Raw genomic sequence first — 12,115 nt, forward strand, 5'->3', positions numbered from 1 at the left:
TATCATACCACTTTTTCAAAATTTTTCAAGACAAAAGAAGAAATTTTCTGAATTTTCTATTTTAACGTTTATTTATGAATGTTATTTTTGTTTTTATTAAAAAGATATCGATTTCATTTACTAAACAATAAAAAAGAACTGATTTCTCAGTCCTTCATTAATCTTATTCTACACTAAATAGGTATGGGTAAACAGGTTGTTGACCTTGATGAATCTCGACTTCAACATCTTCGAATTCTTCTGCGATTTCTTGGGCAATCTCATTTGCAAGTTCTTCGCTTCCGTCTTCACCGACATAGAAGGTTACGATTTCACTATCTTCATCCAACATATGTTTCAAGGTTTCTGTCAAGGTTTGGTGCATATCAGGGTTTGACACGAGGATTTTCCCATCGACCATACCAAGATTGTCATTTTCATGGATTTCTAAGCCATCAATGGTTGTATCACGCACAGCTGTTGTGACGCTTCCGCTAACGACATCGCTAAGAGCAGCTGTCATACGCTCTTGGTTTTCTTCGATGGACTTGCTTGGATCAAAGGCAAGAAGGCTTGTCAAACCTTGTGGCAAAGTACGAGCTTCAACCACTACTGCTGGTTGTTCCAAAACTTCTGCTGCAGATTGAGCTGCCATGAAGATGTTTTTGTTGTTTGGCAGGAAGATGATGTTACGAGCATTGACCTGTTCAACAGCCTTGATAAAGTCTTCTGTTGAAGGGTTCATAGTTTGACCGCCCTCGATAACATAATCCACACCTTGAGAACGGAAGATATCTGCTAAACCTTTACCAGCCACTACAGCAATCAAAGCATACTCTTTTTCTTCAGCAGGCTTGCTAACTTGAGCAGCTTCTTTTTCAACCTGTGCTTCGTGTTGGTTACGCATATTGTCAACTTTTACCTTGACCAAGCTACCATATTTGAGACCTTCTTGCATAACAAGTCCTGGATCTTCTGTATGGACATGGACTTTGACAATTTCATCATCGTTAACAACGAGGAGAGAGTCTCCAAGCTCATTCAAGTAGTTACGGAATTCATCGTAGTCAAAATCTTTGGCATAGGTTGGGCCTTGCTTAAGAGCTACCATGATTTCAGTACAGTAACCAAAGGTGATGTCCTCAGTCGCTACATGACCAGCCACAGACTTATGATGCTCTGCATTAATCATCTCACTCATGTTGGCAGGAGTCGCTACAAAGTCCTCAGATGCAATATATTCACCAGTAAGGGCTGAAAGGAAACCTTCATAGATGAAGACCAGTCCTTGACCACCTGAATCCACAACGCCAACTTCTTTCAATACTGGAAGCATGTCTGGTGTTTTAGCTAGTGCTGTTTTAGCACCTTCCAAGGCTGCGCGCATGACTTCAACAGCGTCATCTGTTTGCTCAGCTTTTTTCTTAGCACCGATAGCAGCCCCACGAGAAACTGTCAAAATCGTTCCTTCAACTGGTTTCATCACTGCCTTATAGGCAACTTCTACACCTGATTGGAAGGCAAGGGCCAAGTCTTGACCTGTTAACTCATCTTTATCCTTGATAGCTTGTGAAAATCCACGGAAAAGCTGAGACGTAATAACGCCTGAGTTTCCACGCGCACCCATCAAAAGACCTTTGGCAAGAATGCTTGCTACCTCTCCAACTGTAGAAGCTGGCTTATCTGCAACTTCTTTAGCTCCATTTTCAATGGTCATTCCCATATTTGTCCCAGTATCTCCATCTGGAACAGGGAAGACGTTTAATGAATTGACATATTCAGCTTGCTTATTCAAGCGAGTTGATGCAGCCTGCACCATTTCTTGAAATAAGCTAGTAGTAATTTTTGACACGGTTATTCTCCTACAACTTTGATATTTTGAATGTAGACATTTACAGTCTGAGCAGTAATTCCAAGTTGGTTTTCCAAACTAAAACGAACACGCTCTTGAATGTTTTTCGACACTTCGCTAATCTTTGTTCCGTAGCTCAACACGGTATATACATCAACTGCAATACTGCCATCTTCGGCCGCCTTTACGACGACACCTTTAGAATAATTTTCCTTACCTAGAAGGGCTTGGAAATTATCTTTGAGGGCATTTTTACTAGCCATACCGACCACACCAAAAATCTCAGTTGCTGCTCCACCTACGACGGTTGCAATCACTTCATCTGTTAGTTCGATTTGACCATCTTTTGTATTAATTTTTACAGTCATCCTTTTTACCTCAACTAGTTGATACTCTATTTTATCATATTTCAGCCCAAGTGTAAAAGCAGAATACTGTATCAGCGGATATTTACTCTATTTTTCAAATGATTTTATACCTACAGTAAAAGAAAAAAGACCCTAAGGTCTCCTTTACTTTTATTATTAAACGCGTTCAACTTTACCTGATTTCAAAGCACGAGCTGAAGCCCAAACTTTTTTAGGTTTACCATCGATAAGAACAGTAACTTTTTGAAGGTTTGGTTTTACGGCACGTTTTGTTTGGTTCATCGCGTGTGAACGGTTGTTTCCTGATACAGTCTTACGACCTGTAAAGTAACATACTTTAGCCATTGTGTTTTCCTCCTATTAGATCTAATATAGCGGATGTGCTAGCACCACATACCGTACTATGTTATCACACTTTCTTCTTTTTTGCAAGGGAATTGGAAGATTTTTTTATTTAACGTAGACAATTCCCAACTTCCCAAAAGCCACATCTCCACGGATAATCAAGGTTTTGCTGGTTGGGGCTAGAGGGGCATCTGCCTTGGCTACACCACAGAAAGTTTCCACCTTCAAATCAACTCTCCAATGTTGGGGAACATAGATAACTACATTGCCAAAACCAACTTCGATATCCAGAGTAGCAAAATCACCTAACATCTCTGCATTGTCATAATATATCTTGGCATTGCCAAAACCAACTTCTACTTGATCTTCTACCAATTCTTGCTCTTGCTTGTAGAAAGTTCCAGTCCCAAAAGCAACTTCCTTATCTGTAAGAATGGTCTTTTTACCATCATACCACCATTTTTTCCCATTCCAAGTTCTGTTAGAATGAGTGAGTGCGCTGACACCCATTACGATTAAAATACTTGCCCAGAACAATGACTGATTGGGAATTGGTAAAATGCCATAAAAGTGGTTAGCAATCATTACTGCTACTAGAGCTGTAAAAGAGGCTGAAGTTAAGTGACAACGCAACAAAGCTCCAACTGATTGATAGGCAAAAAATCCAATACCAATCAAAGGCCAAATGTGCCCTCCCAGAGAAGGGATTCCAAAATTCCCCTGCAATAACACTAAAGCTGCCAAAATAAGCAACACAATACCAAATGCTTTCTTTTTCATCTTATTACCTCATGTTTCTTAGATTTTCTTTTAGGAGGGATTGGTAATGTCGTGAGACATGAATCTCCTTATGGGTCTGATAAAAGGAAATGGTGCCCGTTCCTGAAAAGGACTTGTCCACCGAATAGATTTGCCGAATATTAGCGATAGTTGACTTGGATACTCGACTAAAATAGCGAGGAAGGATAGACTCTAACTCATAGAGTTTGAGCCGAACTTCGTAGGCATCTTTATGGGTATGGGCATAAATCTTGCTACCTTCCGTCTCAAAGAAGAGAATTTCCGATAAGTCCAGATAATATTCACCCGTCCCCTTGTAAAAAATCAACCTAGGAGACTTGGATTCTTGCAAGAGGCGCTGTAAATCCGCAATCTCATCTGTCAAAGCCGCTGCCTTGATGACAATTTCAGTTTCCTCTAAATTGCTGTCAATTTCGATTCGTAACTTCATTCCATCTCCTTTCTGACTCTACTATATCAAAGCTAAAATAAGAAAACAAGAGCAAAAAAGCAAGTGGTTACTTTAGACCCGTAAGTGGTTGTAAGGCTACCTTAACTTACAGGTCAACATAGAAAGAAAAGCACACCCCACACAAGAGCACAAATATAGCCAGCTACTACATCCTTGGGAAAATGCACGCCACCCAAGACTCTCACTAGACCGAGGAGAGCTGACAAGACCAATAAGATAACCCCTACAGATAAACTAGCATGTAAGCAAGCCATGGAGATAATGGTTGCTGAAAAGACATGACGACTGGGCATAGACTGACCAGGACTATCTCTGTCAAGCAAGGGTTTAATATCCCATTCCTCATAAGGTCTAGGGGCATTGATTTTCTTACGGAGAAGGGACAAAATCACAAAACCTGACGCAGGGACAAACACATAGATCAAGACCTGTTTTCCAAGTCCTTGTTGGAGATAGGTAGTTGCTAACATGGTTAGATAAATCATAGGCATAACCACCGTCATGAACCGATTGAAAGCTCTTAACAAGCTCAGAAGAAAGGGCTTATTTTTAATCTTACCAACAATGTGGCCATACCATTCTTGATAATTTTTCATATATTTTCTCATCACTTACTCAAATTTTGCTTATAGGGAAGCACTTGTCTTCTAGTATAGTGCAGAAAAAGAAGGTCGTCAAGCCTTCTTTGGGTTTATTCTTCTGCTTCATCTTCTGTAAACTGACTGTTGTAAAGGTCAGCGTAGAAACCAGCTTGTGCTATCAGCTCATCATGATTTCCTTGCTCGATGATATTGCCATCTTTCATGACAAGAATCAGATCAGCATTACGGATGGTTGACAAGCGGTGGGCGATGACAAAGGAAGTTCTGCCCTCCATCAAACGATCCATAGCTTTCTGAATCAATTCCTCTGTACGGGTGTCAACCGAAGATGTCGCCTCATCTAGGATTAGGAGTGGTGCATCTTTCAGCAAAGCACGAGCGATAGTCAAGAGTTGTTTTTGTCCGACAGACAAGGTTACTGTATCATCCAAGACGGTATCGTAACCATCTGGTAGGGTCATAATAAAGTGGTGAATCCCTACAGCCTTGCTGGCTTCAATCACGCGCTCATCACTAATACCTGTTTGGTTATAGATAAGATTGTCGCGAATGGTTCCTTCAAAGAGCCAAGTATCCTGCAAGACCATTGAAAAGGCATCGTGTACTTCCGAACGCTTCATCTCCTTGGTATCCACACCATCGATACGGATACTTCCCTTATCAATCTCATAAAACTTCATCAAAAGATTGACAATGGTTGTCTTCCCAGCCCCAGTCGGTCCGACAATGGCAACCTTTTGACCTGCATGAGCAGTCGCAGAAAAGTCATGAATAATGGTTCGCTCTGGTGTATAACCAAAGGAGACTCGATCAAAGACTACTTGACCTTTCATATCGCTCAATTGTCTTGCTTTATGGGATTCGTCTTCCATTTCCTCTTCAGCTAGGAATTCGAAGACACGTCCCATAGCTGCACTAGCCTGCTGAAGACTAGTAATCCCTTGGGCGATTTGTGAAAGAGGCTGAGAAAAGATACGAACGTAGGCCATAAAGGCAACGATAATCCCGATACTGATGTGTCCATTTAAAGCCAAGTCTGCACCAACGATAATCACCAAGGCATAGCTAAAGTTCCCAATAAACATCATAATCGGCATCATAATCCCTGAAATAAACTGAGATTTCCAGATACTATCATACAGACGATGATTTAATGTTGCAAATTCTTCTTTGGTGCTCTCGATAGCATTGTAACTAGTCACCACGTTATGGCCAGAGTACATTTCCTCCACATAGCCATTGACAGCTGCCAAATCTTGTTGCTGACTCTTAAAGAAGCCCTGGGATTTGCCCATAAAGACGGATACAAATACAAACCCAACAAGAGTTGAAATAACCGTCACCAAGGCTAAAATCCAGTTCATCCCAAACATGGTTACCAAGACTGCTAAAACTAGTAAACTAGATGAAAGAACTGTTCCTAGACTTTGATTGAGGGACTGGGCTGCAGTGTCAACATCATTGGTTACACGAGACAAGGTATCTCCTTGAGAGTGTCCATCAAAATACCCTAATGGTAGGCGATTAATTTTCTCTGCAATCGCTCTTCTCAAACGCTCTGAAAAACGTTGAATAGCTGTTGTAAACAGAAATGCCTGTAAATAATTTGATAGAAGTCCAATCACATAAATCACGGTCAAAAAACCACCAATAGCTGCAACCGCCGCGACATCCACACTTGTTTCTAGACCACTGGCAATAATATTAGTCATTTCCTTGATACGGGTTGGACCATATACAGTAATGATATTGGATACGATTGTTGCTAGAAAGGCGATTAGAAGGGCAAACTGGAGGCCTGCAAGATAGGGTTTACTCTGTTTCCAGAGAGACATTTTCTTATTTTCCATGTTCCAATTCCTCCTTCGATAGTTGTGAATAGGCAATTTCTTGGTAAACTTCATTATTAGCTAGAAGTTCCTTGTGGGTGCCTTGTCCCATGACTTTTCCTTGATCCAAGACCAAAATCAAATCTGCATCCATAATCGTTGAAATACGCTGTGCAACGATAAGCTTGGTCATAGACTTGGTTTTCTCTGCTAGCTCTTGGCGTAGGACACGGTCTGTCTTGTAGTCCAAGGCTGAGAAGGAGTCATCAAAGATGAGGATTTCTGGCTTACGAGCCAAGGCACGCGCAATGGCCAGACGCTGTCTTTGTCCACCTGAGAAGTTGGTTCCTCCTTGGGCTACTTCTGACTCTAAGCCCGCTTCCTTGTCTTCGATAAAGTTCTTAGACTGAGCCAATTCTAAGGCTTGCCACATAGCTTGTTCATTCAGCGGTGTTTCTTGACTCTGTCCAAAGTCTAGATTACCCTTGACATCACCTGAAAAGAGAACCGCTTTCTGGGGAATATAACCAACCTTGTTGCGCAAATCTTCTAAGGCATAGCCTTGAACATTGACACCGTCCACCAGAATTTCTCCTGCTGATACGTCGTAGAATCGTGGAATCAGATTGACCAGAGTTGATTTACCAGAACCCGTTGACCCTATAAAAGCCACTGTTTGACCGACTTCTGCTCTAAAGCTAACATGCTCGATAACTGGCTCCGAATTTGCCGCATAGCGGAAGGTCACATCCTTAAACTCGACCTGACCTTTGAGGTTTTCATCAGCCAACTGCACTTGAGCAGGATTATGGATAGAAGAATGCAAATCTAGAACCTGATTAATCCGCTTGGCAGAGACCATAGTTCTAGGAAGAACGATGAAGAGCGCCCCCATGAGAAGGAATCCCATGACAACCTGCATAGCATAAGACATGAAAACAACCATGTCACTAAAGAGGGGTAGACGCGCTGTCGGAGCAGCATCGTTGATTACATAGGCTCCAATCCAGTAAATCGCCACACTCAAACCACTTGAAATCCCCATCATGATGGGATTCAAAATGGCCATGAGACGGTTGACAAATAAATTCAAGCGTGTCAATTCATCATTTGCTGCTGCAAATTTTTCATCTTGGTACTTTTCAGCATTGTAGGCACGAACAACGCGAATACCTGTTAAACTTTCACGAGTAATACTGTTCAGTTTATCAGTCAGACTTTGAATCAAGGACTGTTTTGGAAAGGCTAGCGTCATCAAAACGGTTGTCATCAAAACATTGACAATTACTGCCACAAGTACAGCCCAGAGCCAGTATTCTGAATGTCCTAAAATCTTCCCGATAGCCCAGATAGCCATAATCGGACCACGCGTAACCACTTGCAAGCCCATGGTGATCAGCATCTGAACTTGGGTAATATCATTGGTAGTACGAGTTAGGAGGCTAGGAATAGAGAATTTCTTAATCTCTGTCTGCGAGTAATCCAAAACTCGGTTAAAAATATCACTTCTCAGCCTACTAGTATAGGAAGCGGCCACTCTGGATGCAAAAAATCCAACTGCAACTGCGGACAAGAATGCAAAAAAGGACATTCCGACCATCATACCTGCCGGTTGCCATAACTCATCCAAGTTGGTTCCTTGACTTCCCAGCAAATCCGTGATTTTAGAGATATAGGTCGGTACTTCTAACTCTAGGTAAACTGAAAAGCAGGTAAAGAGAATGGCTAGAAAAATCATCCCCCATTCTTTTCTACTAATTCGTTTAGCTAATTTCTTCATTCTCTCCTCCTATTCTCTTGATATTTTCCTGTAGTTGATTGAGGACTTTCTCAAAAATCAGTAATTCATCTTCATCAATGTCTGCCATCAACTGGTTGTCAATGCGTTCAAAGAAGGCTTTAACCTGCTTCATTTGAGAACGCGATTTGTCCGTCAGACGAACAAACTTGGCCCGCCTATCACTTGGACTCGCCTCCAATTCCACTAAATTATTTTGCACCATGCGCTTGACCAAGTTACTCGCCACAGACTTGGTAATATTGAGTTCCTGCTCGATATCTTTAATCAAGACCAATTCTTGATTTTCCTCACGGCTATCCAAAAAACGGACAACCTGACCTTGTGGTCCCCCCATAAATTCAATGCCACAACGCTTGGCTTCCTTTTGCACCATCAGATGAATCTGGTGACCAAAACGCTTAAAGACCAACATTGGTTTATCCATACTAACTCCTTTCAAATCATTGTATTTAGTTCTCCTAGGAACTAAATAGGTTTTCATGAGAACTATTTTACCACTTTGAAAAGAGATGTCAAGAAAAAAGTTTCCTAGAGAACTATTTTCTTGATTCAAAAAATCCCAAGTGATTTTCTCACTTAGGATCATGTTTTCTAGGTTAAATTAGAATCCGTCTACGTTTGTATAAATCTTTTGCACGTCTTCGTCGTCCTCAAGAACGCTGTAAAGTTTTTCAAAGGTTTCAAGGTCATCGCCTGACAATTCCACTTCTGACTGAGGAATCATTTCCAATTCAGTCACTTGGAATTCTTCGATACCTGACTCACGAAGGGCAACGATAGCCTTATGAAGGTCAGTTGGAGCTGTGTAAACTGTGATTGTACCTTCTTCTGCTTCTACATCGTCCACATCCACATCTGCTTCAAGCAATTGCTCAAAGACTGCGTCCGCATCTTCACCTGCAAATACAATAACACCCTTGTTATCGAAGAGGTATGAAACCGAACCTGAAGCACCCATGTTTCCGCCATTTTTACCAAAAGCTGCACGGACATTAGCCGCTGTACGGTTGACGTTTGAAGTCAAAGTATCCACGATCAACATAGAACCATTTGGTCCAAAACCTTCGTAACGTCCTTCTGTAAAGGTTTCGTCTGTGTTTCCTTTAGCCTTGTCCAAAGCTTTATCGATAACGTGTTTTGGTACTTGAGCTTGTTTAGCACGGTCGATAACGAATTTCAAAGCTGAGTTTGATTCTGGATCTGGATCACCTTTTTTAGCTGCTACATAGATTTCTACACCAAATTTTGCATATATTTTAGAGTTAGCTCCATCTTTAGCCGTTTTCTTGGCTACGATATTGGCCCATTTACGTCCCATTAGGAATCTCCTTTTTTCACATTTTAATCTTTCTTATTATAACACAAGTTTTTTCGATTTTCACTAGAGGAAATAGATTTTATTCAGTAAATCAAGCTAGGATGACACTTTTGTTGCCAAGATGGTCTTGCCTTCTTTTATCAAGGGGTGACGGAAAAGCGAAAAGTACAGTTGTATGGTCATGGCAACCCAGATTAGGGGTTCGCAAAGGATAACTCCCTTATAGCCTGCCCAAGGGATAATCATGGCCACAAAAGCGATTTTCCCGATTAGTTCGATAAAGCTAGAAACCAGAGGAAGAACCTTTTGCCCCAAGCCCTGCAAACAATTGCGATAAATCAACAAGAGACTCAAAATAGGATAAAAGGCTGAACTGATTTGCAAGTACAGACTACCATTTTCTATCAAGTAACCATCTGTCGAACTAGCCAAGAAGGAAACCAAGGCTGGACTGGCAAAAAAGAGGAAGACACAAACAAAAATTGCCCAGGACATACTTAAACGACTGCCGATTCGAAGTCCTTGAACAATGCGTTCTGGTCGCTTAGCTCCTAGATTCTGAGAAGCAAAGGTCGTCATCGAAGCGGAAATAGCGGTCATAGGAAGCAGAGCAAAGGCCATAATGCGTCGAGCTGCCGTCTGGGCACTAATAATCACTGCACCAAAGGTATTAACAGAAGACTGTAAAATCACACTGCCTATAGATACAATTGAACTCATCAAGCCCATAGCCAAACCTTGCTCCAAGAGATCCGCGTACAAGGCCTTGTCCCATTTGAAATGCTTAAACTGAGGCAAAAGTTCTGGCACACTCTTACGAATATAATAAAAGCAGAGTACCGCTGATAAGCCTTGCGAAATGATGGTAGCAAGGCCCGCAGATTGAACCCCCAGTTGCAATTGCGTAATAAAATAGAGATCCAGAACCACATTAACCAGAGCAGAGAAAATCAGAAAACCAAGCGCAGCCAGACTGTCCCCAATAGACCGCAACAAGCCTGCAAAAAGATTATAAGCAAAGCTGACACCAACACAGGTTACAATCATAGAAATATATTGATAAGACTGGGGAAGAATTTCTGCAGGGGTATCTAGGTATTGCAAGAGTGGATACAGACCGACAAATCCCAGCAGCATAACTACAATACTCAAAAGAGCACCTAAAATCCAGGTGGCTGCTACAGCTTCCTTGATTTTTGTAAAATTCCGAGCTCCATAATAGCGGGCAATGACAATTCCCATGCCATTGCCAACACCAAGAGTAAAACCTACAATCAGGTCAAAAATCGCTGTCGTCGCTCCTACTGCAGCCAAGGATTCTTGACCAAGAAATCGCCCAACAATCAAGACATCAGCAGTGTTATAGAGTTGCTGAAAGATATTAGACAGCAAGATTGGGAAGGCAAAACTCACAAGCGAGGGAAGAATATGACCATGAATCAGGTCCACTGTTCGTTTTTTATTCATAAGGCTATTATATCAGCTTTCTAGAAGAGCGACAAGAAACAGCAAACTATAGGCAATCTGAAATATTGAACAAAGAATCGAAAAAAGCAGTGGATTCCTCCACTACTTTGACAGCTTATTCTTCAATTTCGATTTCAAGTTCGTCGCCTAGGTCAAGTGTGACTTCTTCATTCACAGAATCTGCTTGAACTGCTTCATCTTTTTTAGTTTCAACACTTTCTACAGAAGCTTCTTCTCCATCAACCAAACCAAATTGAACACGGACTTGATGGTCAATTTCATCAAAGATTTCTGGGTTATCTGCCAAGTATTTCTTAGCATTTTCAGAACCTTGCCCGATTTTCTCATCCTTGTAAGAGTACCAAGCTCCTGCTTTTTTGATGATATCCAAATCGCTTGCGATTTTCAAGAGTTCACCAGTCTTAGAAATCCCTTCTCCATACATGATTTCAACGAAGGCTTCCTTAAATGGTGGAGCCACCTTGTTTTTCACGACCTTGATCTTGGTTTCTTTACCGACATTGGTATCTTTTTGGTCACCAGTTCCCTTGATTTGTGTGCTTCCACGAACATCCAAACGGACTGATGCATAGAATTTCAGAGCACGTCCACCAGGAGTTGTTTCTGGATTTCCAAACATCACTCCAACTTTTTCACGCAATTGGTTGATAAAGATGGCAATTGTTTTGGTTTTATTGATAGAAGCACCGAGCTTACGCATAGCCTGGCTCATCATACGAGCCTGCAAACCAACATGGCTATCTCCGATATCTCCATCAATTTCCGCACGAGGGACAAGGGCCGCAACTGAGTCGACTACGACAAGATCCACGGCTCCTGAGTCAATCAATTTTCCTGCAATCTCAAGACCTTGCTCTCCTGAGTCTGGTTGAGACAAGAGCAATTCGTCAATATTGACACCAAGGGCCGCAGCATAAGCTGGATCGAGGGCATGTTCCGCATCGATAAAGGCTGCAATCCCACCTTCTTTTTGCGCTTGTGCAACTGCATGAAGGGCAACCGTTGTCTTACCAGATGACTCTGGCCCATAGATTTCGATGATACGTCCCTTAGGATATCCACCTGAGCCAAGGGCAATGTCAAGCGCCAAGGAACCGGAGCTCATCACTTGAACCTTTTGCTCTGCACGTTCACCTAAACGCATGATTGAACCCTTACCAAAGTCTTTCTCAATCAATTTAAGAGCGTCATTCAAGGCTTTTTCACGTTCTGCCCCGAATTTTTTTGAAATTTCATCTAATTTTTTTGGTTTTTTCGCCATTCTATTCTCCTACATTCTAA

At 41.7% G+C, this 12,115-nt stretch carries 12 protein-coding genes; all 12 read right to left on the reverse strand.

Translation table 11 applies throughout. From position 1 onward, the window contains the following. Positions 1 to 163 precede the first annotated feature (163 nt). A complete protein-coding gene (locus ACWPV5_RS07410; protein ID WP_000036655.1) occupies positions 164 to 1,831 on the reverse strand; it encodes a DAK2 domain-containing protein in 1,668 nt (555 codons plus the stop codon). A gap of 2 nt (positions 1,832 to 1,833) precedes the next feature. Next, positions 1,834 to 2,199, reverse strand: coding sequence for an Asp23/Gls24 family envelope stress response protein (locus ACWPV5_RS07415; RefSeq protein ID WP_000216437.1), 366 nt, complete (start codon positions 2,197 to 2,199; stop codon positions 1,834 to 1,836). Positions 2,200 to 2,355: 156 nt separating this feature from the next. Beyond that, complete coding sequence (rpmB, locus tag ACWPV5_RS07420) at positions 2,356 to 2,544, reverse strand: 50S ribosomal protein L28 (RefSeq protein WP_001140948.1); 189 nt, start codon at positions 2,542 to 2,544, stop codon at positions 2,356 to 2,358. A gap of 105 nt (positions 2,545 to 2,649) precedes the next feature. Next, positions 2,650 to 3,324 carry a LiaF transmembrane domain-containing protein gene (locus ACWPV5_RS07425; RefSeq protein WP_454383132.1) on the reverse strand — a complete coding sequence of 225 codons (675 nt, stop codon included), beginning with the start codon at positions 3,322 to 3,324 and terminating at the stop codon, positions 2,650 to 2,652. A 4-nt stretch (positions 3,325 to 3,328) separates the two neighbouring features. Next, the gene (locus tag ACWPV5_RS07430) at positions 3,329 to 3,775 is read right to left on the reverse strand and encodes a LytTR family DNA-binding domain-containing protein (RefSeq protein WP_454383134.1); all 447 of its coding nucleotides are present in this window, start codon (positions 3,773 to 3,775) and stop codon (positions 3,329 to 3,331) included. A 113-nt stretch (positions 3,776 to 3,888) separates the two neighbouring features. Beyond that, positions 3,889 to 4,392, reverse strand: a complete 504-nt coding sequence (locus ACWPV5_RS07435) for a phosphatase PAP2 family protein (protein WP_454383136.1) — start codon at positions 4,390 to 4,392, stop codon at positions 3,889 to 3,891. Between the two features lie 95 nt (positions 4,393 to 4,487). Further along, positions 4,488 to 6,248, reverse strand: coding sequence for an ABC transporter ATP-binding protein (locus ACWPV5_RS07440; RefSeq protein ID WP_454383138.1), 1,761 nt, complete (start codon positions 6,246 to 6,248; stop codon positions 4,488 to 4,490). Next, entirely contained in the window at positions 6,238 to 8,007 is a 1,770-nt protein-coding gene (locus ACWPV5_RS07445; protein ID WP_454383140.1) for an ABC transporter ATP-binding protein, read from the reverse strand. The genes ACWPV5_RS07440 and ACWPV5_RS07445 overlap by 11 nt, the downstream gene beginning before the upstream one ends. Then, the gene (locus tag ACWPV5_RS07450) at positions 7,991 to 8,452 is read right to left on the reverse strand and encodes a MarR family winged helix-turn-helix transcriptional regulator (RefSeq protein ID WP_454383142.1); all 462 of its coding nucleotides are present in this window, start codon (positions 8,450 to 8,452) and stop codon (positions 7,991 to 7,993) included. Before ACWPV5_RS07450 ends, ACWPV5_RS07445 begins: the two co-directional genes overlap by 17 nt. 177 nt (positions 8,453 to 8,629) lie before the next feature. Further along, the gene (locus tag ACWPV5_RS07455; RefSeq protein WP_454383144.1) at positions 8,630 to 9,346 is read right to left on the reverse strand and encodes a YebC/PmpR family DNA-binding transcriptional regulator; all 717 of its coding nucleotides are present in this window, start codon (positions 9,344 to 9,346) and stop codon (positions 8,630 to 8,632) included. A gap of 96 nt (positions 9,347 to 9,442) precedes the next feature. Continuing rightward, a complete protein-coding gene (locus ACWPV5_RS07460) occupies positions 9,443 to 10,813 on the reverse strand; it encodes an MATE family efflux transporter (protein WP_454383146.1) in 1,371 nt (456 codons plus the stop codon). Positions 10,814 to 10,928: 115 nt separating this feature from the next. After that, a complete protein-coding gene (gene recA / locus ACWPV5_RS07465) occupies positions 10,929 to 12,095 on the reverse strand; it encodes a recombinase RecA (protein WP_261124183.1) in 1,167 nt (388 codons plus the stop codon). Between the last annotated feature and the right edge of the window lie 20 nt (positions 12,096 to 12,115).

The organism is Streptococcus sp. Marseille-Q7156, assembly GCF_965119495.1.

Coding starts and splice junctions, on each gene's coding strand:
- ACWPV5_RS07415 (WP_000216437.1), bottom strand. CDS start 2,199: ATGACTGTAAAAATTAATACAAAAGATGGTCAAATCGAACTAACAGAT.
- rpmB (WP_001140948.1), bottom strand. CDS start 2,544: ATGGCTAAAGTATGTTACTTTACAGGTCGTAAGACTGTATCAGGAAAC.
- ACWPV5_RS07425 (WP_454383132.1), bottom strand. CDS start 3,324: ATGAAAAAGAAAGCATTTGGTATTGTGTTGCTTATTTTGGCAGCTTTA.
- ACWPV5_RS07430 (WP_454383134.1), bottom strand. CDS start 3,775: ATGAAGTTACGAATCGAAATTGACAGCAATTTAGAGGAAACTGAAATT.
- ACWPV5_RS07435 (WP_454383136.1), bottom strand. CDS start 4,392: ATGAAAAATTATCAAGAATGGTATGGCCACATTGTTGGTAAGATTAAA.
- ACWPV5_RS07440 (WP_454383138.1), bottom strand. CDS start 6,248: ATGGAAAATAAGAAAATGTCTCTCTGGAAACAGAGTAAACCCTATCTT.
- ACWPV5_RS07445 (WP_454383140.1), bottom strand. CDS start 8,007: ATGAAGAAATTAGCTAAACGAATTAGTAGAAAAGAATGGGGGATGATT.
- ACWPV5_RS07450 (WP_454383142.1), bottom strand. CDS start 8,452: ATGGATAAACCAATGTTGGTCTTTAAGCGTTTTGGTCACCAGATTCAT.
- ACWPV5_RS07455 (WP_454383144.1), bottom strand. CDS start 9,346: ATGGGACGTAAATGGGCCAATATCGTAGCCAAGAAAACGGCTAAAGAT.
- ACWPV5_RS07460 (WP_454383146.1), bottom strand. CDS start 10,813: ATGAATAAAAAACGAACAGTGGACCTGATTCATGGTCATATTCTTCCC.
- recA (WP_261124183.1), bottom strand. CDS start 12,095: ATGGCGAAAAAACCAAAAAAATTAGATGAAATTTCAAAAAAATTCGGG.